The 23,689-nt window shown below is 56.2% G+C and carries 17 protein-coding genes and 1 tRNA gene; 5 read left to right on the forward strand and 13 right to left on the reverse strand.

What is annotated here, in order from left to right; genetic code table 11:
* Positions 1–98 precede the first annotated feature (98 nt).
* The gene (locus PYTT_RS07180; protein ID WP_067771546.1) at positions 99–1,307 is read right to left on the reverse strand and encodes a serpin family protein; all 1,209 of its coding nucleotides are present in this window, start codon (positions 1,305–1,307) and stop codon (positions 99–101) included.
* Between the two features lie 110 nt (positions 1,308–1,417).
* Positions 1,418–2,581: a serpin family protein gene (locus tag PYTT_RS07185; protein WP_067771540.1), complete on the reverse strand. Its 1,164-nt coding sequence runs from the start codon at positions 2,579–2,581 to the stop codon at positions 1,418–1,420.
* A gap of 204 nt (positions 2,582–2,785) precedes the next feature.
* Here PYTT_RS07185 and PYTT_RS07190 point away from each other — a divergent pair, with 204 nt between their 5' ends.
* Positions 2,786–3,091, forward strand: a complete 306-nt coding sequence (locus PYTT_RS07190; RefSeq protein ID WP_067771538.1) for a DUF6506 family protein — start codon at positions 2,786–2,788, stop codon at positions 3,089–3,091.
* A 69-nt stretch (positions 3,092–3,160) separates the two neighbouring features.
* Here PYTT_RS07190 and PYTT_RS07195 read toward each other — a convergent pair whose 3' ends face one another.
* From PYTT_RS07195 to dnaB, 3 genes are read right to left on the reverse strand one after another with little or no spacing between them, the layout of a single operon-like run.
* Positions 3,161–4,150: an Lnb N-terminal periplasmic domain-containing protein gene (locus PYTT_RS07195; protein WP_067771536.1), complete on the reverse strand. Its 990-nt coding sequence runs from the start codon at positions 4,148–4,150 to the stop codon at positions 3,161–3,163.
* Between the two features lie 9 nt (positions 4,151–4,159).
* Entirely contained in the window at positions 4,160–5,476 is a 1,317-nt protein-coding gene (bioA, locus tag PYTT_RS07200) for an adenosylmethionine--8-amino-7-oxononanoate transaminase (RefSeq protein WP_067771533.1), read from the reverse strand.
* Positions 5,477–5,490: 14 nt separating this feature from the next.
* Positions 5,491–6,924 carry a replicative DNA helicase gene (gene dnaB / locus PYTT_RS07205; RefSeq protein ID WP_067771978.1) on the reverse strand — a complete coding sequence of 478 codons (1,434 nt, stop codon included), beginning with the start codon at positions 6,922–6,924 and terminating at the stop codon, positions 5,491–5,493.
* A gap of 208 nt (positions 6,925–7,132) precedes the next feature.
* Between dnaB and PYTT_RS07210 the strand changes: the two genes are divergently transcribed.
* Entirely contained in the window at positions 7,133–7,753 is a 621-nt protein-coding gene (locus PYTT_RS07210) for a peroxiredoxin (protein ID WP_067771975.1), read from the forward strand.
* A gap of 297 nt (positions 7,754–8,050) precedes the next feature.
* Here the strand turns inward: PYTT_RS07210 and smpB are convergent, their stop codons facing one another.
* Complete coding sequence (gene smpB / locus PYTT_RS07215; RefSeq protein ID WP_067771530.1) at positions 8,051–8,509, reverse strand: SsrA-binding protein SmpB; 459 nt, start codon at positions 8,507–8,509, stop codon at positions 8,051–8,053.
* Positions 8,510–8,595: 86 nt separating this feature from the next.
* Positions 8,596–8,862: a DNA-directed RNA polymerase subunit omega gene (locus PYTT_RS07220; protein ID WP_067771527.1), complete on the reverse strand. Its 267-nt coding sequence runs from the start codon at positions 8,860–8,862 to the stop codon at positions 8,596–8,598.
* Positions 8,863–9,020: 158 nt separating this feature from the next.
* Between PYTT_RS07220 and PYTT_RS07225 the strand changes: the two genes are divergently transcribed.
* The gene (locus PYTT_RS07225) at positions 9,021–9,851 is read left to right on the forward strand and encodes a hypothetical protein (protein WP_067771525.1); all 831 of its coding nucleotides are present in this window, start codon (positions 9,021–9,023) and stop codon (positions 9,849–9,851) included.
* 102 nt (positions 9,852–9,953) lie between these two features.
* Positions 9,954–10,412 (forward strand): nucleoside-diphosphate kinase, encoded by a 459-nt coding sequence (locus PYTT_RS07230; RefSeq protein ID WP_067771522.1) that lies wholly within the window; start codon positions 9,954–9,956, stop codon positions 10,410–10,412.
* Positions 10,413–10,750: 338 nt separating this feature from the next.
* On the opposite strand, the gene PYTT_RS07235 is transcribed toward PYTT_RS07230, so the two are convergent.
* The 3 genes from PYTT_RS07235 to PYTT_RS07245 form a co-directional block, all read right to left on the reverse strand.
* Complete coding sequence (locus tag PYTT_RS07235) at positions 10,751–11,377, reverse strand: tetratricopeptide repeat protein (RefSeq protein WP_067771519.1); 627 nt, start codon at positions 11,375–11,377, stop codon at positions 10,751–10,753.
* A 64-nt stretch (positions 11,378–11,441) separates the two neighbouring features.
* Entirely contained in the window at positions 11,442–17,180 is a 5,739-nt protein-coding gene (locus PYTT_RS07240; RefSeq protein ID WP_071133364.1) for an RHS repeat-associated core domain-containing protein, read from the reverse strand.
* A 272-nt stretch (positions 17,181–17,452) separates the two neighbouring features.
* Positions 17,453–19,171 carry a hypothetical protein gene (locus PYTT_RS07245; RefSeq protein ID WP_067777441.1) on the reverse strand — a complete coding sequence of 573 codons (1,719 nt, stop codon included), beginning with the start codon at positions 19,169–19,171 and terminating at the stop codon, positions 17,453–17,455.
* Between the two features lie 408 nt (positions 19,172–19,579).
* Here PYTT_RS07245 and PYTT_RS07250 point away from each other — a divergent pair, with 408 nt between their 5' ends.
* Positions 19,580–21,529, forward strand: coding sequence for a beta-N-acetylhexosaminidase (locus PYTT_RS07250; RefSeq protein ID WP_071133365.1), 1,950 nt, complete (start codon positions 19,580–19,582; stop codon positions 21,527–21,529).
* Positions 21,530–21,690: 161 nt separating this feature from the next.
* On the opposite strand, the gene PYTT_RS07255 is transcribed toward PYTT_RS07250, so the two are convergent.
* The 3 genes from PYTT_RS07255 to trxA form a co-directional block, all read right to left on the reverse strand.
* A tRNA-Val gene (locus PYTT_RS07255) sits at positions 21,691–21,765 on the reverse strand.
* Positions 21,766–21,918: 153 nt separating this feature from the next.
* Entirely contained in the window at positions 21,919–23,283 is a 1,365-nt protein-coding gene (asnS, locus tag PYTT_RS07260; protein WP_067777438.1) for an asparagine--tRNA ligase, read from the reverse strand.
* Positions 23,284–23,364: 81 nt separating this feature from the next.
* Complete coding sequence (gene trxA / locus PYTT_RS07265) at positions 23,365–23,682, reverse strand: thioredoxin (RefSeq protein WP_067777436.1); 318 nt, start codon at positions 23,680–23,682, stop codon at positions 23,365–23,367.
* Between the last annotated feature and the right edge of the window lie 7 nt (positions 23,683–23,689).

The following is a 23,689-nucleotide window of genomic DNA, read 5'->3' on the forward strand; positions in this document are numbered from 1 at the left end:
GACAGCGTTCAATGCATGTTGTAGCACGCTGTTTCTGCCGGAGGCAAGAAAAGATTGTGTAACAAGAGTGTTACAGCTTCACGCAATCGGCTGTCCGGTTACGGTTCGCGGACGATGCCCATGAAGAGGGGGGTGCAGGTGGGCTCGTCGCGGTCGGCAACGACGATCCATACGAATGGTCTGTCGAACCGGAGGACGAGGGGATGATCCGTTCTCATTTCGACCGGGCCGTCTCCCCAAAATGCTACCGCCGCCGTGGCTGCCGCCGCTTCCGTGCCTTCCTCATCCACCGAAATGAGGCATTTTTGATAGGCGGCGGAGAGCTGCAACGGAGTTTTGTCCGAAGAAATGCCGGAGAAGTCCGCATTGGGCGTGAAGGCGTTTTTCATACCGAGCGCAATCAGTGTCTGTCGCATGTCGATATCCATGGTGTATTTGAATTTCGGCAAAGCCAGAGCAACGACGGGTCGTTTACTTTCGATTCTTGTTTTGTTGAGATGACGGCGGATTTCGGTGAGTTTGGATGCATCCAGCTTGCTGACGAATTCATCGACGGAGACCCCTTCGGGCGGCAGGATGGCGATCATGCTTCCTTTTGTCCATGGCTTTTTGACTTTCTCCCGGTTCTCGATGGCTTTATCGTCTGGCATGTAGGGAAGTTCGATGGCGCTGTATGCCTCGGTCTTGCTGCAGGTGAACCTGAAACTGTGGTGCATCATGGGGACTTGCTTCACGGTGCCGTCGGTCAGGGTGAATGCTTCCGGCTTCGTGTTGTCCGGAAGGAATTCCATTTCCCATTTGTTTTTGAAACAAACGGCATTGACTGCGACGAGGCGGGTGTTTTGTACGATGCTGCCGCTGGGCAGGATGTTGTCGATGCGCCGATGGGTGGCCTTCGAGACCCATTGGTTGATGGTGTCGCGTGCTGCGCCGGGATTGTTCCGGAAGTCGATGGATGTGACCGCTCCTTTCGGTACTGCGGCCTTGTAGGCTGCATTCAGGGGTAGCTGTGAGTCTACATAGATGCGGTTCGCCGTTTCAAGGGCGAGAGTTGTTTTTTCTGCCAGTGTCTGGAGTCCGGAGGTGCTGGAGAGGAGGGTTTTTATCTGGGCCAGCGTTTCGTGCGCAGCTCCGGGTTCGAGGAGCCGGAGGGTTCCGGCTGCGGAATAGGGGGAGATGCAGATGTTTCCCTGTTGGGCCTTGGCTGTTTGTTGCAGTAGTTCAAGGCCGAAATTGCGGGTTTCGTCGGCAACTGCGGTGGTGAGGCCGATGGTGGCTGCGAGCAGGAGTGGGGCGGTTTTGTTCATGTTGTCAGGAGTTTGGAATAATGCACAGAGTTTCTGTGTCTGTATGATAATAGATGTTCCTTGGCGGCAATCAAGGAGGAAATGGAGGGTCTCGCCGTTTGGATCGGGTATCACGGCTCCCGGACGATGCCGAGGATGAGGATGGGGGTGGCGGGGTCGGGTGAGTTCGGGACGATGAGCCAGAGGAAGGGGCGGTTGAGTTTGAAGTCGAGCCGTGGCGGTGCGCCGAAGGGGGCGTCGGCACTGGATGCTGCTGTGACGACGGTGCCTTTTTCATCGATGGCGATGTTGCATTGGTGGTGGAATCCGTTGATTTTGAGCCCGGGTGTAGGCGAGATGCCGGAGAAGTCGGCGGTGTCCTGAAAGGCATTCGGCATGCCCATGGCGGGCAGGGCTTTGGAGAGGTCGAAGGTGGATGAGATGGTGAATTTCGGGATGGCGAGGACGATGTCGCGCAGGTTGCGCCCGTTTTGCGATGCGGCGAGTTTTTTCCGCATGTCGGCGATGGTTTCCGGTGTGAGGGTGGAGATGAAGTTTTCGATGGCTGTGCCTTCGGGCGGGAGGATGGCGATCATGCTGCCGGGAGCCTGTGCGGAGCTTTCGGGCGGGGTGCGGTACGGCAGTTCGACGGCACTGTATTGAGGGTCGATTACGTAGTTGAAGGAGGCTACCTTGTGCATGGTCGGCACGGTTTTCGTGGTGCCGCTGGGCAGGGTGAAGGGGCGGGGGACGGTGTAGTGTTTGGCGAAGGGGGTGAGCCAATGGCTCCGGTACCGGAGTGCGGAGACGGCGATGAATGCAGTATTGCCGCTGACGGAGTCGGGAGGGAGGAGTTCGCGGATGGCGTCGGATGTGGAGGTGCGGATGTAGTTGTTGATGGCTGTGCGGGCTTTGTCCGGCGCATTGCGGATGTCGAGGCTGATGAGGGTCTGTTTCGGCCATGCGTTGCGGAATCCCTGTTTCAGGGGGAAGCTGGCGTCCACATAGATTTGTGCGGTCTGGAGGGAGTTTCCTTTTTGCTGGCGCAGGGAGGGTAGCCAGGGTTTGGTGCCGCCGAGGGTGTCGGCAATTTGCTGCCGGGTGGCGCCTGCAGCTCCTTTTTCCAGGATGAGGAGGGGTGCGGCTGCTGAGCAGGGTGCGATGCAGATGTTGCCCTGGTGCTGTTTGTCCGCCTGTTTCAGCAGTTCGAGGCTGAAGCGGTTCGGTTCGTCTGCGGCGGCGGGGTGCAGGGCGGTCAGCAGGGCGAGGGCGGCGGTTGTACGGATGTGTTTCATGTGTGGATGCGGTGTGGGGTTTAATGTTTCGGGGTGGGAGTTTTGATGTTCATGGGCGATGCCGATGAATCGAGCTCAAGTCATGTTCGGGACTTTACTTGCATAAGGAAAGCATATATACAGGCTTCGTTTTTTGGATTCCAAGAACATGGCTTTTCCAAAACGGAAATGGCATTGGGGTTTTTTTAACTGAAAATACTTATTATGGCAACAACAAAAGCAGCTTTCATTTATATCGCTCCGGAGAATGACTATAAGGAGCATCATGCGTTTATCGATTCTCCGGTTGTCAGCTTGGCTGTTGTCGGAGTGAAGGATTATGAGGAGGCGGAACGGGTGGCTCAGGATTTGGTGAACCAGGGCGTGACTGCAATCGAGCTGTGTGCCGGGTTCGGCTTCAATGGTGTGGCGCGTATCAGCAAGGCAGTTGAAGGCAAGGCGCTTGTCGGGGTGGTGAGGTTCGATCTTCACCCGGCTTTCGGTCATCAGAGCGGTGACGGGGTGTTTTAAGCTGCCATTGCCTTGCGAGCAAGGTTCTTTTTGAAACGAGGCGAGGGTCGTCGCTTCGTGGGGTAGCGGTCAGGAAGCTTCCATGATGCCGATGTGCTGCCGGATGGCTTCGGAGTAGTGTTCCGGGGCGTTTTTGGAGGTGTCGTAGGGGACGAAGGAGCGTTTTTTAAGTTGGTCGAAGGTTTCTCCGGGGCGGTGCTGGAGTGCGCCGCGGTCGAAGGCTTTCTGGTCGATGAAGCCGTTGAGGAGGATGATGGGGTTGGTGCGGATGCCGGGGGTGGCTTTTTTGAGGGAGGGGAGGAGTTCCGTGGTGCAGTTGTGGAGGAGGGTGTTGTAGAATTCGGGGTGTTTATGGAGGGCGTTGGCGCGTTCGACGAAGTCGGTGAGGACGGTGCGGATTTGAGCCGGGGTCATGTTGAAGCGGTAGAGGTAGAGGTCTTCGGGGCGGTAGTTGGAGCGGAGGGCGAAGATGTCCGGTTCGGTGGCGAAGATGTAGATGAAGCCGAAGCGTTTGTAGAGTCCGGCGATGGTGCCTTGGGGCGTTTCGGAGTCGAGGCGGGTTTCGCAGGAGAGGGCGAGCTGGCGGCCGTCCGAGAAGCCGAAGGTGAGCATGGTGTGGGCAACGGCTTCCATGCCGTCCCAGTGGCAGACGGCGAAGTCGAGGGTGCGGAGCCGGGCGAGGTCGTAGGTTTGGGTGATGTAGCGGACGTCGTAGTCGTCGACGCTGCGGTAGTTGAAGTCGCGGATGTCGTGCAGGGTGAGGGTGTTTCCTTGGATGGTGCCGTAGGGGAGGCGGCTCCATGAGGGGAGCCAGGGACGGTCGTTGGTGGGGGTGATGCAGAGGTATCCGATGTTGAGGATGGCAGCGAGCGCCCAGAGGCCGGGGATGCTCCATTTCCACCGGCGGTAGTAGACGGCTGCGGCGATGCCGCCGAGGTAGAGGGTGAGGAAGAGCCAGACGAGAGGGAGGCAGTACCAGACGATGCCCGCGCTCCACAGGAGGACGATGCCGAGCAGGATGAGGTGAAGGATGCGGAGCGTTTGGCGGAGGGCGGGCATGCGGGGGTGTCAGCAGGAGGTGAAGGCGTCCCGGATGCCTGCATCAAGCGCGTTGAAGGCGAGGCGGAGTTCGTCTTCGGTGATGCAGAGGGGGGGCATGAGGACGACGGTGTCGTGGACGACGGGGCGGGTGAGGAGGCCGTGCGGGCGCATGGCGACGCAGGCTTTTTCTCCGGCGCGTTCTTCGGGGGTGAAGGGGGAGCCGTTTTCGCGGCAGAGGTCGATGCCGAGGATCATGCCGGTGGCGCGGACGGCGGAGATGAAGGGGTTGGTGTGGAGGAGCTGCTGCGAGAGTTCGTCGATGAGGCGGATTTTGGGCGGCAGTTGTTCGAGGGTGCGTTCCTGTTCGAAGATGTCGAGGGAGGCCATGGCGGCGGCGCAGCCGATGGGATGGGCCGTGAAGCTGTGGCCGTAGTAGAAGGTTTTGCCTTCGGTGGGTGCGCCGAGGAAGGCATTGTAGACTGTTTCGGTGGTGAGGACGGCGGCCATGGGGGTGTAGCCTCCGGTGAGGCCTTTGGCGCAGCAGAGGAAGTCGGGGATGATGCCTTCTTTCATGCAGGCGAAGAGGTGGCCGGTGCGGCCGAAGCCGGTCATGACTTCGTCGAAGATGAGGAGGATGCCCCGGGAGTCGCACCAGTCGCGGAGTTCGCGGAGCATGCCTTCGGGCCACGGGGTCATGCGGTTGACTCCCTGGATGATGGGTTCGATGACGATGCCGCAGGTTTGGGCGCAGGTTTCTTCGTCGAGGGCGCGGAGGTCGTCCATGCTGCGGACGTGGGAGACTTCCATGCCGAAGCCCCGGAATTTTTCAAAGAAGGTGCCGACTCCTCCGAGGCTGGCGGCTCCCATGGTGTCGCCGTGGTAGCAGTTCGAGAAGGCGATGAAGCGGCGGCGGCGTTCTTTGCCGGGGGTTTGGATGGAGGATTGGAAGGCGAGTTTGAGGGCGGATTCGAGGGCGGTGGAGCCGTCGTCCGAGAAGAAGACGCGGGTGAGGGTGTTTTCCGGGAAGTACGAGACGAGGCGGGCGGCGAGTTCGGAGGCGAGGCCGTGCCCGAAGCCGAGGAAGGAGCTGTGCGCGATTTTGTCGAGCTGCGCCTTCATGGCGTCGATGAGGCGGGGGTGGCTGTGGCCGTGGATGTTGACCCAGATGGAGCTGTTGCCGTCGATGTATTTGCGGCCGAGGCTGTCTGTGAGCCAGACTCCCTCTCCTTGTTCGATCATGAGGATTTCGCTTTCCTGCCCCCAGATGCTTTGGGGGTTGAAGGGGTGCCAGCAATGCGCGAGGTCCTGCGCGATCCAGTGGGAGGTTTGTTCCTGCGGTGTCATGATGAAAAGGGGCGTTATTCGCCGGAGCCTTCTTCATCCTGACGGGTGGAGAAGCGCATGAGTTCGGCTTCGAAGTAGAGGGGGACGTCGCCGGTGGGGCCGTTGCGGTTTTTGGCGAGGAGGAGGTTGGCGTGTCCGGCGCGCTGCTGGCGTTCTTCGTCGTTTTCCGCATAGTAGGCGGAGCGGTAGAGGAGGCCGATCATGTCGGCATCCTGTTCGATGGCTCCGGATTCGCGGAGGTCGGACATGCGGGGTACGCCGAGGCTGCCGCCGGTGCGGTTTTCCGGGCCGCGGTTGAGCTGGGCGAGTACGATGATGGGTACCTTGAGTTCCTTGGCGAGGGATTTGAGGCCGCTGGAGATTTCGGCGATTTCGCGTTCGCGGCTGTTCTGGGCCTGTTTGGTGTGCGAGCGCATGAGCTGGAGGTAGTCGATGCCGATGGCGGCGAGTTCCCCCTGGTCGCGCAGGACGCGGCGTGCCTTGGCCCGGAGTTCGTTGATGGAGATGGCTGCGGTGTCGTCCAGTACGAGGCGGGATTTGCGCAGGACGCTGACGACGCGCGCGAAGTGTTTTTGTTCCTGCTGGGTCATGGAGCCGCGGGCCATCATTTCTGCGCGGCGGATGCCGCTGCGGGCGAAGATGAGGCGTTCGACGAGCTGGACGGAGGGCATTTCGCAGGAGAAGATGAGGGAGGGCTTGTTCAGGTCGAGCGCGATGTGCTCCATCATGTTGAGCAGGAAGGATGTTTTACCCATGGAGGGGCGGGCTGCGACGACGAAGAGTTCACCGGCCTTGAGGCCGTTGCTCATGCGATCAAGCTTTTCGAAGCCGGTGGTGATGCCGAGGATGCCGCCTTTTTGCGCGAGGAAGCGTTCCATGTTCGTGACGGCTTCGGCGATGACCGTGGAGAGGGATTGTTCCTCCCCGTGTTTCATTTTCTCGCGGATGCCGAGGACGTCCTGTTCCACGGAGTCGAGCAGTTCGGCGATTTCCTCTTCGGCGGCGAAGGCCTTTTCCATCGAGCGCGAGGTGGTGGCGATGATGGAGCGGAGGACGTATTTTTCCTGCAGGGTTTCGAAGTGCGGGTCGAACAGCGCGGTGTTCGTGGTGTAGGAGTAGATTTCGGTGAGTCCCGCGAGCCCGCCGACGGCTTCGAGCTGGTGCTTGTCCGTCAATTCCTGTGCGACGGAGGTGATGTCGAGCGGCTGGTTTTTGTTGTAGCGGTCGAGGAAGATGTTCCAGAGCAGTTTGTGGGCCGGTACGTAGAAGTATTCTTCCCCCATGCCTTTCGTGATGCAGCGGCCCAGGATGTACGAGGGGTCGATGGTCATCATGGAGAGGACGCTTTTTTCGACGCGCGGCGCCTGAGGCACGGTGCGGGATTCCGGTGAGGACGCCGGAGCTTTCGTCAGCTCAAGGGGAGAGAAGGAGGTGGCATCGTTACTCATGGAATCGGAAGGGAAAAGGAAGCGATGAAGCGGAGGACAGGCTACCATAAAGCCGCGTATGGTGTCAAGCCGGCGACCCGGAAACCGGAGGGCGGAAGGATGACGGTTAAATTTTTGAATGATTATAAAAAGTCGCGATTTGCTCTTGACGGATGAAGAAGATGTATGCGATATTACATCCGGCAAAAGAAAAGCCATATTCAATAATATGTTAGTAGGAAAAAAAGCACCCGCAATTAAGGCAAGCGCAGTTGTGAACGGCGCAATCGTCGAGAATTTCTCTCTGGAACAGTATCTTGGCAAGAAGTACGTGCTTCTGTTCTTCTACCCGAAGGACTTCACGTTCGTATGCCCCACGGAGCTGATCGGTTTTCAGGATGCTCTGCCCGAGTTCGAAAAGCGTGATGTGGCCGTGATCGGCTGTTCCACGGACTCCGAATTCTGCCACTGGGCATGGGTCAACACCCCGCGCGTGCAGGGCGGCATTCAGGGCGTGACGTACCCGATCGTCTCCGATATCAACAAGACGATCTCCGAGAGCTACGATGTGCTTGCCGGTGAGCAGTATGTGGATGAAGACGGCGAAGTGCAGACCGTGGGCGATCTCGTTGCCTACCGCGGCCTTTTCCTGATCGACAAGCAGGGCATCGTGCGCCACCAGCTCATCAACGATATGCCCCTCGGCCGCTCGACGGACGAAGCGCTCCGCGTGGTGGACGCTCTCCAGCACTTCGAGCAGTTCGGCGAAGTTTGCCCGCTCGGCTGGCACAAGGGCGCAGAAGCCATGAAACCCAGCCACGAAGGCGTGGCGGAATACCTGAGCAAGTAAGCACGGGCTTTACATTCTCTATGTTCAAGGCGGGGCTCCGGCTCCGCCTTTTTCGTGTGGCAAACGAGGGTTAGCTGCAGATGACACGGATTGGCAGAGATGAAGCAAGTGAAAATCCGGCCGATTGCCGGATTGAGGTATGCTAATGGATATTTATTTTCAATATTTTATTGTTATTTTTGCAAAATATTGAAAATCATGATTTTATTCCTTATCCGGCGGTCAGCCGGATGCGCATAGTCAAAGTCTGTGCCAATCTGCGCACTCTGTGGCTCAAACCGCCGTGGAGACGGATCGTCAGCGGCGGTTGAACCGGGAGACTTCGCGCTGCACTTCGCGCAGTTCGACGCGAGCCTTGAGATCGTAGCGCTGGTCGCGGAACGTTTTGCCCTTGCCGACGCCGATCTCGGCTTTCACCTTGCCGTTCTTCCAGTACAGGCGGAGGAGGGGCAGGGAATAGCCCTTCTGGGCGAGCTTCATTTCAATCTTGAAGATCTCCCGTTTGTGCATGAGCATGCGCCGGGGGCGTTTCGGTGCATGCTGGAAGAACTCGCCTGCCGTTTCCCACGGCTGGATGTCGCAGCCGTACAGGAGGAGCTGCCCTTTCTCGACGCGGGCGAAGGCATCGGAGATGTTCACTTTGCCGGCGCGGATGGATTTCACCTCCGTGCCTTTCAACTCGAGGCCGCACTCATGCTGCTCGAGGATTTCGTAATCGCGGCGGGCTTTTTTATTGGTGGAGATGTCGGAGGCCATTGGTCGGGAGGAAGGTGGGGTGATGAATCGACAAGCGGCCTGAATCGCAAAGACTCAGGCCGCCGTCATGGAAAAACCTGAGGCAATCAGTTGTCGCTGCCGAAGGGGAAATCGTCGTCGCCGGAAGCTTCGTCTGTGGTAGATACGGAGACGGATTCTTCCTTCTTTTGCCAGACGAGCTTGCCTTCGATAATCTCGGTCAGGGCGATATCCCCGGCACCCATGTGCGGAGTCGTCGGAATCAGCGGGGATCGGCCGGAGTTGAGCTGGGCAACGCGCTGGGAGACGATGTTGACCAACAACTGGGGATCTTGAACCACTTGGGCGGCTTTATCAATAAGTTCAGTCTTCATGAGAAAAGGGACACGAGCGGGATTCTGAGCCCGCGAGCGGAAAAACTTAACCGAACGGAGTGGCGGAAGCAAGCCTCGAGTGTGTCAGATGGTAAAATAATTGGTTATGGAAGCCAGCGCTCCTTGACAACCCGTGCCGAAAACGCCATCATCCCCTCATGAAGACGATGCTTCTCGTTCTGCTTTCCGCCGCTGCCGTATCTTGCACCAGCCCCGTGCCGGCTTCCGCTCCTGCGGCGCGAGGGAAAACCGGCGCCGTGCCGCAGGCAGCGCAAGGCAATGCCCTGGTGGATGTGATGGCGCTGGGAGGCCGCATCTGGCAGAATGAATGCGCCGGGAAGCAGGAAGGCCTCGTCTCGTGGAATGCCGGGGAAGAATTTCCTTCGCTCGGCATCGGCCACTTCATCTGGTACCCGAAGGGATACAGGGGGCCGTTCGAAGAAAGCTGGCCGTCGTTCGTCCGGTTCGCTCAGGCGAAGGGCGCTCGCGTACCCTCCGAGCTGCAAGGCACGCCGCCGTGGAGCAGCCGCTCCGCCTTCATGGCTGATGCCCGGAATCCCCGCGTGAATGCAATGCGTGCATGGCTCGCCCAGCCCGGCATCGTGCGGCTCCAGACGGAATTCATCATGGCGCGCTCCCGGCAGGCTCTCCCCGCCATGCTGGCGGCATCGTCGCAGCCCCGGGAGGTAGAAGCCCGGTATCATGCCCTCTCGCGGACGACGGGCGGCATGTATGCGCTGGTGGACTATGTGAACTTCAAGGGCGAGGGAACCAACCCCGATGAACGCTACAACGGGCAGGGATGGGGCTTGCTGCAGGTCCTCGAAAACATGCGCGGGCAGCCGCAGGGCAGCGAAGCCTGCCGCGAATTCTCCCGTGCGGCTGCCGGGGTATTGGCCCGCCGTGTCGCCAACAGCCCGAAAGCCCGTGGAGAACAACGTTGGTTGCAGGGATGGACCAACCGCTGCAAGACCTATGCCGGGGAATGATGGCAGGAAAAAAGTCGTATCAGGCGGTTTTTCTTGCCTTTACGCTTGACAAACGGTGGCGAAGCGAGTATTTCTCACCGCTTCCAAGAAAGAAAATATACTATGCCATACCCCAAAGAAGAAACAACATTGATTCTGTTCAAGCCGGACTGCGTGCGCAAGAATCTCTCCGGCGCCGTGCTGAAGCGTTTCTTGGACGAAGGTTTTCGCATTCGCGGTATCAAGATGATGCAACTGACTGAAGAAGTGCTTCGCGAACATTACGCGCACATCATCGACCTCGTGATCGACGGCAAACCTCTCTTCCCGAAACTGAGTACTTTCATGACCAGCTCCCCCGTGGTCGCCCTGGCTCTCAGCGGCCCCGGCGTCATCGTCCGCGTGCGTGAACTCCTCGGGCCGACCAACTCGCAGAAAGCCGACAAGGGAACCATCCGCGGCGACTTCGGCACAGACAGCATGATGAACATCTGCCACGCCTCCGATTCTCCCGAATCCGCCGATGCCGAACTGCACCGCTTCTTCAAGGAAGGTGAGCTCTTCACCTGCTGCATGGATTGATCTCCGGCAACCTCGAACATTCATTCAACACGCAAACAACCGCTCCATTGCATGGGGCGGTTGTTTGTTTTATCGGGAAGGTAACCTCGGTAATCCGGGCGGAGGATTGGGAATACCCCCACCCGGCAGATGACTGGATGGAATAACGATCCGCTTCTTCCATAACGATGCCGGGAGAAGGGGGAAATCCTTGGAATCAGCAAGGCCGTTTACCTGATGAAAAGCAGGAAGGCGACATGGTAACGATACTTCCAGATGGTATGTATTAAAGATTATTTCAGAAATATAAAATGAATGCGTGTAACTATTTTCTATCTATCGCAATTAATATTAAAATATTATTTTTTTGTTTGTTCTAAAACGTATTCCCGTATTTCGGGTTCTAGGTCTATCCACCTAGGCTGTGTTTTTTCTTGTTGGCAACGGGTGACATATTTCAACGCATATTCCTTCGCTTTCTCAATATTTACTTCTGTACCTGTACCGTCATAATATATGGCATATAAAAATTTATATGCAGTGGAATCTGTGCGTTTTTCAAAACTGGTTATTGACTTTTTAAACCACGATTTGGCCAGTTGCTCGTTATTTCTATAATTCCTGTATAAATGACCGAGTTGCCATTGGGCTTCCGCTAATCCTTGTAATGCTGCCATTTTCAGCCACGATTCGCTTATTTGTACACATTGTTCCTCGTATACAATATACTCATAAAACCAACCCCCTAATTGGTATTGACCCTCCATTTCCCCTTTGATTGCTCGTTGCAACATATCGTCGGGCGGAGCAGGGATTGCGGATCGAAATATGCCTTTTTTATATAGGCGTTTTTGCATTTTCAGCACTTCGTCCACATTAGTCTGCTGTTGTTGCGGTTCATTTGTGCCGTGCATAGACTCGGCCAATAAATACGGTTGTATGATCAATATACCGCCTAGGAATCCTATGATTTTTTTAGTTTGCATTTGTGTTGATTACTTGCCATGCACTTTACCATATTTTGGTAAAGTGCATGAAAATGATGTGTTTTTATTCTCCGAAATAATACGATTTATTTGATATAGTAACTACATGCCCACCATCTTTTGCATCTGTTGCTTCAATATGAAAGCGAATACCAATCAGTCCCGTACGAAAAAGACCAATAGCTAAGCCTCCACCTTGATAACCACTACCGTAGCCAACACGATCTGCCTGAGAGAGTTCATTTATATCCCGGAATCCCAATAGTGTTGGTTTTTCGTGGCCGAGGGAAAAATAGTAGGTTTCTTCAAATGTTTTTTTGTTTTGACATATAATGCGAAAAACACGCACAGTGATTGCTGGAATATCTTGGCGGCGTTTAGCGTAGGCATCCATCACTTTGGTACATGGGTAGGTTTTCCCATTTTTAAGAGTTGTACTGTTGGATGGCTTCCACTTTGCAACAACATAAGCACGTTTGTGTCTACCCAGTGGTTCAGTGAAACATTGTCCATATTTCCATTCGACTATTGTAGACCAAAACCAGCACGTGCGTTCATCAATGTAGGCTTTACCATACATACAGTCACGAACCATTTCTGGTGTTATTTCTTCTCCATCATATTCAGGGCTCGAGTCGTCTATTTTTTTATTATTCGTTTGGCGACTATCTGATTGTCTATTAATGTAAGGCGAAGGGCCCGTATGATAGGGACTACTTGGATCGGAGCTAGCTAATCCTAATTTATCTGTATAGTACAAAGGCCTATTCCCAACGAAGCCGTACAAATTCCATCCCCCTTGTTCAGCGATTGGGTCGCGTGAGGTCCAGCGGCCATCGGTGGGGTTGTAGTGGCGGTAGTTGTAGTAGACGAGGCCGAGGTCTTCGTCGTGGTGTTCGGAGGAGAAGCGGAATGGGTTTTCCTTGGCCATGTCGCCTTCCATGGAGGTGATGTTGCCGTAGGGGTCGTACTGGTAGGATGCACGGCGCAGGCCTTTGCCATCGAAGAGTGAGACGACGTTTTTGCGGAGGTCGTGGGCGTAGTAGAGGGTTTCGCGTGCCGTGCCTTCACGCGTCCACAGGGTGAGGGCGAGGGGGCGTGTGGCGACGGGTTCGGAGGGGTCCCACCGGTAGGTTTTCGCGACGTACAGGGCAGTTTCGTCCGTCGCGTCGATTTCGGCAATTTGCACGTATCCATGATAGATGTAGCGGAGGCGTTTCGTCAAGCCGGAATCATCACTTGTCGCTTTTTCTATGCGGCGGCCCATGAAGTCATAGACGCTGTCGATGCGCCGGTCTCCCTGTTGGAAGGAGGTGGGGCGGTTGTCGGCGTTGTGTTGGGCGTTCCATTCTCCGGTGGCGGTGCGGATGAGCGTTTGGTTGCCTGCGGCATCGTAGGCGGGGGAGAAGGTTGCCTGTCCCTGTGCGGCGATGGAGCTGTACTGGTTGACGAGGTTGGTTTGGTAGGAGGTTGCCGTGGCGTTGTTTTGCGCGGTGATGCGGTTGCCGATGTTGTCGTAGGCGTACGCATGCCGGGTTCCGTCGGTGGATGTTTCACCGGTGAGTTCGCTGCGGCCGTTGTAGGCGTAGGTGCGGGTGACAGTGGGTTTGGTTGATGCGTTGCGGTAGTCGCTTTGGCTGACGGGACGCAGGAGGCTGTCGTAGTCGTAGCGGTAGCGGTCGGGGTGGAGCGCTGTTTGGACGTTGAGGCCGTTGTAGCGGATGTCGGTGATGATGTTGAGGTCGGGGTGCCAGGTGTGTTCGCGGCGGAGGCCGGAGGGGTAGAGGATGTGGTTGAGGAGTCCGCTTTGGGTGTCGTAGGCGTAGGCGAAGCCGGAGGATGCGGCGAGGCGTCCGGCGGTGTCGTAGGCGTAGTCGACGGTGTCGATGGGCACGTTCCTGTGCTTGAGACTGTAGCCGTTCGTGCGGCCCCAGGTGTCGCGGGTATGGGTGAGGATGCTTTCAACGGGGCCTTCCGTTTGTTCGCTTTCCACTTCGCCGTATTGGTTGTAGCGGAAGGTGCGGGCGCCGGAGGCGTCGGTGATCTGGGTGGGCTGGCCGAGGTGGTTGTAGGCGTAGGTGACGGCGGGGGTGTCGTCGTTGTAGGTGGTGCCTGCAAGTTCCCCGGTGAGGGAATGGTAGGTGTAGGTTGCCGTGATATCACGAGCATCTTTTTTGCTTGCAAGGCGGTTGAGGCTGTCGTAGGTGTAGGTGTCTTCTTTGTCGTCCGCGTACCGTTTAGTGATGAGGAGGCCTGTGGCCGCGTCATAGGACCAGAGCGTATGTTCGGCTTCCGGCTGGTTGATAAGGCTGGAAGGATCCGTTTCGATTATCTGGGCCGGATTTTTCCACGTCCACATGTCAGAGATTCGGTTATCGTCGGTGTAGTCCCAGACGATGGGTTGTACGGCTGTGCCGTACTGGGCCGTTTTACGGCTGCGGATGTCGTAGCGGTAGCAGGCGGTTTTGCCCTGCGCATCGGTGATGCAGGAGGGCTGGCCGGTAACGTGGTCGTATGCCGTGGTGGTGGCGTTACCGGCTCCGTCGATGGTTTTGACGGGACGGCCGGCTGTGTCGTATTCGGCGGTGGTAGCGTTGCCACGTCCGTCGGTTTGCGTCATGACCATGCCGGCGGCGGTGTAGCTGCGGCGGTAGTTGGTGACGATGCCGGCGTAGTCCGTGGCATGGATGACGAAGCCGTCCATGCCGGTCTGGCTGGCGACGGCGTCGATGCCCGGCTGGGTGGTATAGCTGATGCGCTGGGTGGGGGTGCCGTAGTGGGTCCACTGGACGCTGCGGTTGCCGCGGACGTCGATGGTGACGGTTTTGGAGGCGAGTTCGAGATCAAGGTCGGAGGTCAGGGTCAATGACGTTTGCGTGAGCGGCTGGCCCTCGGCGTTGTAAGTAGTGGTAGTTTGTTGGCTGTAGACGCCGTCTTCTTCGCAGATGTAGGTTTGAGCGTGTTCCGTGATGCGGGATGGTTTCGGCGAGAGGTCGACGGTTTGTTTGACCATGTTGCCCATGGCATCGTATGCGTAGAGGACGGGGGCAAGGATGGTTGTGTCGGAGCTGCCGCCGTCGGCTTTCGTCTGCTGGCTGACCAGTTGACCTTTGGCGTTGTATTGCGATGTTGTGCTGATCAATGTATCGTCTGCGACTGCAGGGCGGATGTCGTAGACGGTTTGTCCGAAATAGTCGGAGATTGTGTTGCCGATGCGGATCCAGTTGCCGTTTTCGTCTTGTTTCTGCATTTCCGTATACAGGCCTGCCGAGCTCAGGTATTGGATGTGTTTTTCGGCCTGTTGCGCCGTTCCGGTGATGGTGTCGATATTGCCGTCGTTGTGCCTGGCGGTGACAATTGTGGCGCCTGTGGGAGAGGTGACGGTTTCGGTCAGTCCGTCATCACTGTATTCATATCTCGTGGTGCGCCCCAATTCGTCCGTCGTGGAGGCGGTGCGGCCGAGGGCGTCGTACACGGTGGAGGTGGTCGTGGTCATCGGGCCGATGTCCGTGCGCGTGGCGATGGCCCTGCCTGCCGCATCCCTCGTGTAGGAGACGATGGTTTCCGGCGTGGTGGCCGTGGCCGAGCGGATGGTTTCGATGAGCTGGTGCGCAGCGTTGTAGGAGTAGGTGGTGATGACGCCGTCTTCATCGGTCTGGCGGAGGGGGCCGCAGCACATCCATTCGGTGGAGGAGGTGCGTCCGTTGGCCTTGACTGTTTTCGTGCGGTTGCGGTAGGTGTCGTATTCGTATGTTTCACGGGTCAGCAGGGACCATTCGTTGCCGGTGTGTGCGTAGGTTTCCGTGCAGGTGGCGGTGCCGTCTGCTGCCATGTAGGAGACTGTGCGCGTGCTTTGGCCTGCGACGGGCTGGTTGCCGACCTGCTGTTCCGTGGTGATGCAGTAGGCGGCGCCGTGTGCCGTGGTGGCTGCATAGGAGGAGACGGTTTGGATTCCGTTGATGCCTTGGGACATTTTCATGCGCCCGGCGGCAAAGGGAGGCAGTGCATCCGGCCCGTAGTAGACGGAGGATGAGGTTTGTTCCAGCTCGCTGCCCAGAGCCGTTTTTTTGACGGTGACGCTACGTTCCAGTACCGTATTCCAATATTCATATGTTTCTTTGGAGAGTTCGGTTTCTTTGCCGGATGCCGTGCGAATGATTTGCCGGATGGAGGACGGGCGGTAGTCGTTGAAACGAAGATCGGAATAATCAGTGATCTTGACTTGCTCGCAAGTCTCATTCGGCAACGCCTCATCCCGGCCGGACCAGGGAGTAGCTTCCATGATGACACGTCTCTTGCTGTCGTATTGGTAAGAGCAATAGTTTCCATTTTGAAAATCAATCCGGCTGAGGCGCAGGTCTGCGTAGGTGTAGGTGGTCGTCTGTGCGAGGGAGGTGCCGTAGCCTTCCGTACGGCTTGTTTCCTGCCAGATGCCGTCGATCAGTTCGTAGATCTGCCGTGTGCTGGAGGTAGGCGTTGTGTCCCCGCTCGTCATGCGGCGGGTCGTCAGGTGTTCCCATGTGCCGTCGGACTGGATGGTGCGGACGTTGGAGTAGCGGATGCGCCGGTCGCCTTCGCCCGTCGGCATGTCGATGACGGTTTCGTCGGCTGCGAGATAGCGGTCGACGCGGGTGACGGGTGAGCCGGGGCGAACGGCGGTCATCGCGAGATGGCGGTAGGTTTTGCCTTCCTGTGTGGCGTTGTTTTCCTCCAGAGTCCATGTTTTGCCCGGCATGCCGGTGGTGGCGTACCAGTCGCCGGAAGGCGTGACCTGGTTTTTCGGGTACCATTCGAGGACGATGCGCGAGGATGCGGCTGTGCCGTTCCCGGCAGGGATTTCCGTTTCACGGATGTTCAGCAGGCCGTCGAGGTGGTGCCAGATGCCGCTGATGAGGCCGAAGTCTTTTTTGAGGCGCATTTTGCTGCCGTAGGCGGCCAGGTCGACGACGACGCGGTCGGCCGTGACCAGTTGAACAGGTTTGCCGATCTCAGTCGCTGTGGGGACGTTGAAGCGGATGGAGGCTCCGTCTGCCGTGGTGAAGTCCGCATAGACGGGTGTGCCTGTTTTGCAGGGGGTCTTGTCTGCATTGAGGATTTGGACGAGGGAGGAGTACTGGCGGGTGTCTCCGACGCGTTCCGCCGTGTCCTTGCCGCCGGCATATTGGTAATGCAGCGTTTTGCCTGAAGGTTTGACGACGGTGATGATTTTCGAGTAGGGGTCGTGCTGGATGCTCCATTCGGTGACGTGCTGGAAGACGAAGCCGAGCCGGTAGATCAGTGGCATATCCGGGTCGTGCCAGCTGGTGGAATGGGGGTTGAGATCCAGAATCTGGAAGGTGGCCGGGCACCAGCCGGCGATGTCCGGTTCGATGCCGAAGACGATGTTCATGGCGACGTCCTGCGTGCTGCCGAGGTGGTTTTCGGTGAAGAAGGATTCGCTGGCGACGTTGTCTTTGCCGCAGGCGCAGGTGCAGGTGCAGGTGTTGCAGAACTGGTCGTTTTCCGTGTCGGGCTTGTCGTTGTCGTCGCTGGAGGAGTCGTCCCAGTCGCTGGACGAGGAGTCGTCATCGCTGGAGGAAGAATCGTCCCAGTCGCTGGATGAAGAGTCATCGCTGCTGGAGGAGGAGTCGCTGTCCGAGGACGAGCTGTCGGCAGCATGTTCGGTCAAGGCGAATGCCGCGGTATTCGCGTCGCCGGGAATAAAGGGAGCCCAGCCTTCGGGCAGGTAGCCGTTCATGGCGAGGTCGGCTTCGTTCTCGACGGGGCCGCTGGAAGGATGGAGGGGGGATTGTTGTGAAGACATGTTGTGTATGTGTGTTGAGGTTTTGTTGCCGGGGCGCCTGCCGGGAGAAGCGATGTCTTCTACCCTGTAAAGCAGGCGCCGTAGGCTTTTTTGTCTATTTTTCTTGTTTTTTAATCGAAAAATGTGTGTTTTTGGTGTTTTTTCGGGTAATATCCCGCATCAAGGCCTTGACCTCGTGCAGAAATATCACCCGGGAAGAGGGGGTTAACTATGTGGAATGAATGCTGAGACGTGGAGGGTTTTCGATAATATCTTGTGCTCTCCTATAAAAATTAGTTATGTCCTTGTGAGAATGTGACATATTTGTACAGTTTGATTCCGCTTTCGCATATATCGGCGACTGCGCTGTATGATGTTGTTGAGTTTGCTCTTACAACAACACCATTGTGAGCGCCTCCATTAAGGAAGATACCCGGGTAGTTGCCGCTTAAGGATCGCATTGCAACATCCGCTTTTGCTTGCATGGCCAATACTCCATTATCAGCTGCTGTAATTTTACTATCAGTTGGTAGTTCGCCATTTTGTATATGAAAAGCACTTGGTTGTACGCGCATGAGTGCGGTCCCGCTGACAATCTCGCTTCTGCTGGTATGTTTGCATATGGATCCGCTGGCCGTTGCTTCGAATCGATTGGCTGCTGATTGGCCGATGCATGCCGATGTGGTGCCGATAATGTTGACGGTTGTGCCACTATAGTTGGACAGGTCGACATCGACTTTGCCATCGGAAGCTGTGGTGAGGGCTCGGCCGAGTTTAGCATATGGTACGAACGCAGACGTATCCACAGGTTCAATTCCGAGAGCGGTTCGTAGAGCGGCCTTTTGATCATCTGTCATGGCTTGAACTGCCGCAATCATGCGTTTCGGAGAAACCAAATTATGAAGCGTGACATAACCTGACTGCTCAATGGTATAGTCTTCATGCGAGTGCCAGCTATCGAGAAGCATTTGTATCTTTTCAGGTACTTGAGTACCTTTCATATGGATAACAATGGAGCGTTCATCCGGATCATTCGTATAACTGTATCCTGCATTTTGCAGATAGGATAGAATCGACTCCACACACGAGGGATGCGGCTGCCTATTCCATGCAATGATCAAAGCCTGACCATAAGGAAGAGCAGCAGCGGCATCGCTTACGACAGCCTGGCTTGCCATAATGGCGTAGGTCATATTCATGCTTCTGTACATCTGAATGGCACTCCTTACGTTGTCAGCCAGTGGAAGATTGGCATTGCGAATCAACCATCGCTCCTCGGAAGGTTTACTCCACGTATATCCAGCCTCGTTTAGAGCATCGTCAATACCCGTTTCCGAGGTTGTTGCTGGAGATGTGCGTACGATTGCAATATCGGCACCTGTATAATCAAGCAAGTCGACGGAGACCGTTCCATCATCATTCACAATTAAATTGTTACCAAGTTTTTTGTACGGAAGATAGGAGGTGAGAGATGATACGTCGGCCTTATGCGCCATGTTTTCTTCAATTTCAGGAATGCGGCAAGCAGACTGGAGTTGCTTTTGAAATGCTTCATCATCCAGCATGGCCTGCAGATCCTGTAAGGCAAGTCCGTTTTTTGAACTTCCATTTTGCAAAGGATAAAGTTGAAGTGTCGCACTGATATCGGAAAGGTCGTCTTTCAAGGTGACGGTGATTTGTTCGGCCGCCGTGTTGTCCAGAGTGTCGGGGCCGATGAGTTCCGAGACGTCGCAGTTGCCCTGAAGGAAGAGGTAGTCGGTACCGGATGTTTTATGCTTGAGGTGGAGGTTGTAGGGATGGCTGCCGGGGTAAAGCGGCGGGATGGTTAAGAGGATGCCGGAGGCATCCGATCCCGTGGCTGAGATGGGGACGGTTTCTCCGTCCTGCAGGATGCTGCCGTAGACCGTGTAGTCGGCTAGGGCCGCAGGGGCTCCGTATGATTGCACGAGGCGCAGGGTCATGTGGTGCGCCTGTCCTGTGGTGATGGGGATGTGGTGTATGACTGTTGACATGTGAAGTAGTGGTTTTCTGTTAAAACGGTTGATGTTTGGAATGGGGGTGCTTTCTGCCGGAGAGGTGTGGGTTCAGTGAGTTTGAAGGCTGTGAATTCGCCTGTCCGACTGGCACGAATGCTTGTAACATTCAAACCGGGTATTGGGCAAGGCTCCCTGCAAGGGCTAAAATGTGGAGTTCATTGAAGAGGTTGCTTTCCGGTACGCTGTGGTAGAAACGGACTGTCAGGCCGCAGATTCGCCATTTTTTGCTGTGCATGCAAATGTGCTATAAAGATGGTTGTACGCGATGATGGCGGTGGCGCGCTATTTGGGTAGTCTGTGACGAAATACAATCGAGAGGCTGGTTTTGCATGCCTTTTCTCCTTGTTGAAAGAAATAGATATTCAATGCGTATACGTTTTAGAGATGAAGATGAAAAAATTCGTCTGTCTTATTGTGTGCAGTGCCTTTTCAATGGGCAGTGCGTGGTCCGCGGATCTTGATTTGATTCCTCTTCCCAGACAGGTGGAATTGGCTCAGGGTACTCTTTCTCTCGGTTCCGATACGAGTATAGGATTCTCATCTCTTGACTGCCAGGAGCCCGGTCTTTACTTTGCCGAGAAGCTCCGGCAGGGTACAGGATGGCAAGTTCCGGTGCTTGAGGATTGGAGTAAGGCGCGCATCCGTCTTATTGTTGATCCTGCAAGTTTTACGAATTCCGAGGAATACAAGTTGTCCATTACGCAAGAACATGCGGATGTGGCTGCGGCGACTCCGCAAGCCCTGGCTTCCGGTCTGCAAACTTTGCTGCAAATGATGCCGCCCGATATTTATGCCCAAGGTACGAAAAGCTCGATTGTGCTTCCTTGTGCGACAATCAATGATTTTCCCGAGATAGGCCATCGCGGTATTTCTTTTGACGTCGCCCGTTATTTTCAGGATAAGGCAACCATTTTGAAGCTTCTCGAGGGCCTTGCCGCCAGTAAGATCAATTCGTTCCAATGGCATTTGACGGATGATCAGGGTTGGCGTTTTCCCAGCAAGGCTTATCCCAAGCTTACGCAGTCCGGGTCGGCCTATACGGAAGACGATATCAAGGAAATCGTGCAGCGCGCTCGCCAGCTCGGCATCCGCATCATCCCCGAGATCGATATGCCCGGCCACTCCGCCGCCGCGATCAAAGCGTATCCGGAGCTGGGCACCAAGCGGGAGAACAGCAATATAAGCAATGTTCTCAATGTCGGAAAGCCGGAAGTATATACTTTTGCAGAAACGATTGTCAAAGAGGTAAACGAGCTGATTCCCGGTACCTATTTTCACATGGGTGCAGATGAAGTCGCTCGCGGAGTCTGGAAGAACGATCCGGACTGTATCAAATTGATGGAAAAGGAGGGCTTGAAGAATGTCAATGAGCTTCAGGCATACTTTACCAGGCGTATCGCATCCATCCTCCGCAAGCATGGCCGCAAGCCGCTGGCTTGGGATGAGGCCATGGATGGCGGCCTCGGAGAGGATAAGGATATCGGCATTGTCGCATGGCGGGGAACTCAATTCGGGTTGAAGCCTTTGGATGCCGGGCATCCCGTTATGTGGACGCCAGGCAGCCGTATTTATTTCGACAAGGTCAATTCCCGCAACAAGAAGGAACCTCGCGGCTACGGAAATCATGTTTTGCCGCTCTACATGGTTTATTCGTATTGTCCTATGCCTACGTTCCTGCCGCCGGAACAACAGAAGCTTGTCATGGGCGCTCAGGCCGGGTTGTGGGCGGAGGTCATTCACAGTCCTGATCAAATGTTTGAACTGGTTTTCCCTCGTATCAGCGCTCTAGGAGAAGCCTTGTGGATGCCTCGGGAGAAGAAAGACTGGGATTCGTACCTCAAACGATTGGAAACCATGAAAAAGAGGTATGATGCCATGGGAATTCCTTATTTTTGGGATGAAAAGTCCATGCCCGTCACCATCGGTTCATGGGAACCGAAGCAGGTCGCAGCACCGCGCACGAAGTTGACCTACCGCCTGAACCCGGAGCAGGTTTCTCGCTCCGGTTACCACGAAATCAATGCCGAATACGCCTTTGGAGAGGGTACTGTGGTGATTCATTCGATGGAATGGTCGGATGCGTCGGGAAAGATCGTATCAAAGGATGTTCACGATTACACATCGACTTTCAGTCCCAGGAATACGGCAGAACATTATTATTATCTGAATGCAGATGCTCCCGGAGAGTACTCGTTGACGATTACTCTGTCTCCGGTGGGAACAGGCTCATGCCATGGTTGGGTCCAGATGATACGTCCGCTGCCGTCTGAAGAAACGGCTCCCGTTTACGATCTGCAAAGCGAGAAAAACCGCAACAAGCAGCCGAAGGAATAATTCGTTGCTTGCCACCGGTTAAAACTTTTATCCTCCTCGGCCTGGCAGGGGGGGGGGGAGCTGGGGGGCTGCATGGGCAGGACGGTATGGAAGTCCGTGTCGGGGTGATTTCCCTGAAAGAAAACACCTCGGAATGAATCATTCCGAGGTGTTGATGAAGATGGTACGCGATACTGGTTTCGAACCAGTGACCCCATGCGTGTGAAGCATGTGCTCTACCCCTGAGCTAACCGCGCGTTGGTGTGTGCCGTCTTATATCCTGTTTGGAGTGCAAAGGCAAGTTTATTTTTCGTCTTGAGGCATTTTTCGGTTTTCGGCGTCTTGGAGATGGGGACAATAAAGCCCGGAGGCGGCTCCGGGCTGTGGTAGGGGAAGGGAGTGGGGCCGCGTTAATATTCGCAGTGGCCCGGAGTGCGGGGGTAGGGCAGGACGTCGCGGATGTTGGTGACGCCGGTGACGAACATGAGGAGGCGTTCGAATCCTGCACCGAAGCCGGCGTGAGGTACGCTGCCGAAGCGGCGGAGGTCGACATACCATGAGTAGGCTTCTTCGTTCAGGCCGAGGCGTTTGATGTTGTCCATCAGGATGTCGAGGCGTTCTTCGCGCTGGCTGCCGCCGACGATTTCGCCGATGCCGGGGACGAGGACGTCCATGGCTGTGACAGTTTTGCCGTCGTCGTTGAGGCGCATGTAGAAGGGTTTGATGGCCGCCGGGTAGTTGTAGAGGGTGACGGGGCTTTTGAAGTGTTCTTCGGTGAGGTACCGTTCATGCTCACTCTGCAGGTTGATGCCCCACGAGACGGGGTAGTCGAATTTGTGGCCGCTTTTGATGAGGATGTCGACGGCTTCCGTGTAGGAGCAGCGGACGAAGGGGGTGTCGGCGACGTGCTGGAGGCGTTCGCGCAGGCCTTTGTCGACGAATTGGCAGAAGAAGTCCATGTCGCCGCTTTGGTCGTCGAGCATGGTGCGGACGAGGTATTTGACGAAGTTTTCCGCAAGGTCCATGTCTCCCTCAAGGTCGCAGAAAGCGACTTCCGGTTCGATCATCCAGAATTCGGCCGCATGGCGCGTGGTGTTGGAGTTTTCGGCGCGGAAGGTGGGGCCGAAGGTGTAGATGTTGCTCAAGGCGCAGGCCATGGTTTCGCCTTCGAGCTGGCCGCTGACGGTGAGGTAGGCGGCTTTGCCGAAGAAGTCTTCTTCATGGTTTTTGTTGTTGGCAAGCGGGTCGAGTGTGGTGACTCGGAACATTTCACCGGCGCCTTCGCAGTCGCTGGCAGTGATGAGCGGCGTGTGTATCCAGACGAAGTCTCGTTCCTGAAAGAAGCGGTGCACGGCGGCTGCAAGGCGGCTGCGGGTGCGGAAGACCGCACCGAAGAGGTTGGTGCGGGCGCGCAGGTGGGCGATGGAGCGCAGGAATTCGGGGGAATGCCCTTTTTTCTGCAGGGGGTAGCTGTCCGGCGCCGTGCCGACGAGGCGGATGGAGGCGACCTGTATTTCCCATTTTTGTTTGCCGGGGCTGGGGATGAGTTTTCCATGGATGCTGACGGAGGCTCCGGTGGTCATTTTGCCGATGTCTTCGTAGCCGGGAATGCCTGCGTCTGCGACGATCTGGATGGATGCGAGGCTGGTGCCGTCGTTGAGTTCGATGAAGGAGAATGCCTTGGAGTCGCGCCGGGTGCGTATCCATCCTTCGACGAGGATGTTGTCCATGGCCGTTTCAGAGGCGAGCGCGTGTTTGATGAGGGTGCGAGTCATGTGCGTTTGCTGTGATGGAGAGATGAAAAAAGGGCACGAACATTCATGTGTCCGTACCCTTGTGATGGTTGATTGCCCGGCTCAGATGTGGGCGCGGAGCTTGTTGACGATGTTGTCCTTGGAGGTCGCGCCGACGATGGTATCCACTACCTGGCCGCCCTTGAAGATGAGGAGGGTCGGGATGGAGCGGACGTTATAATGGGCGGCGAGGCCCTGGTTGGCGTCGACATCCACTTTGCCTACCTTGACGGTTCCGGCCATTTCGGTGGAGATCTGGTCGATGATCGGGGAGATCATTTTACAGGGGCCGCACCATGTGGCCCAGAAGTCGACGAGGACAGCGCCTTCGGCTTTGATGACTTCAGCTTCGAAATTGGTTTCTGTGAATTGCAGAGACATAATGCGT

It is taken from the genome of Neoakkermansia glycaniphila, from assembly GCF_900097105.1.
Lineage (GTDB): Bacteria > Verrucomicrobiota > Verrucomicrobiia > Verrucomicrobiales > Akkermansiaceae > Akkermansia > Akkermansia glycaniphila.

Bases quoted from the DNA above. Each gene is read 5' to 3' on its own strand.
- PYTT_RS07190 (WP_067771538.1), top strand. From the start codon at position 2,786: ATGGCAACAACAAAAGCAGCTTTCATTTATATCGCTCCGGAGAATGAC.
- dnaB (WP_067771978.1), bottom strand. From the start codon at position 6,924: ATGAGTAACGATGCCACCTCCTTCTCTCCCCTTGAGCTGACGAAAGCT.
- PYTT_RS07250 (WP_071133365.1), top strand. From the start codon at position 19,580: ATGAAGATGAAAAAATTCGTCTGTCTTATTGTGTGCAGTGCCTTTTCA.
- PYTT_RS07235 (WP_067771519.1), bottom strand. From the start codon at position 11,377: ATGCAAACTAAAAAAATCATAGGATTCCTAGGCGGTATATTGATCATA.
- PYTT_RS07210 (WP_067771975.1), top strand. From the start codon at position 7,133: ATGTTAGTAGGAAAAAAAGCACCCGCAATTAAGGCAAGCGCAGTTGTG.
- smpB (WP_067771530.1), bottom strand. From the start codon at position 8,509: ATGGCCTCCGACATCTCCACCAATAAAAAAGCCCGCCGCGATTACGAA.
- trxA (WP_067777436.1), bottom strand. From the start codon at position 23,682: ATGTCTCTGCAATTCACAGAAACCAATTTCGAAGCTGAAGTCATCAAA.
- PYTT_RS07220 (WP_067771527.1), bottom strand. From the start codon at position 8,862: ATGAAGACTGAACTTATTGATAAAGCCGCCCAAGTGGTTCAAGATCCC.
- PYTT_RS07195 (WP_067771536.1), bottom strand. From the start codon at position 4,150: ATGCCCGCCCTCCGCCAAACGCTCCGCATCCTTCACCTCATCCTGCTC.
- PYTT_RS07225 (WP_067771525.1), top strand. From the start codon at position 9,021: ATGAAGACGATGCTTCTCGTTCTGCTTTCCGCCGCTGCCGTATCTTGC.
- PYTT_RS07245 (WP_067777441.1), bottom strand. From the start codon at position 19,171: ATGTCAACAGTCATACACCACATCCCCATCACCACAGGACAGGCGCAC.
- bioA (WP_067771533.1), bottom strand. From the start codon at position 5,476: ATGACACCGCAGGAACAAACCTCCCACTGGATCGCGCAGGACCTCGCG.
- PYTT_RS07180 (WP_067771546.1), bottom strand. From the start codon at position 1,307: ATGAACAAAACCGCCCCACTCCTGCTCGCAGCCACCATCGGCCTCACC.
- asnS (WP_067777438.1), bottom strand. From the start codon at position 23,283: ATGACTCGCACCCTCATCAAACACGCGCTCGCCTCTGAAACGGCCATG.
- PYTT_RS07240 (WP_071133364.1), bottom strand. From the start codon at position 17,180: ATGTCTTCACAACAATCCCCCCTCCATCCTTCCAGCGGCCCCGTCGAG.
- PYTT_RS07185 (WP_067771540.1), bottom strand. From the start codon at position 2,581: ATGAAACACATCCGTACAACCGCCGCCCTCGCCCTGCTGACCGCCCTG.
- PYTT_RS07230 (WP_067771522.1), top strand. From the start codon at position 9,954: ATGCCATACCCCAAAGAAGAAACAACATTGATTCTGTTCAAGCCGGAC.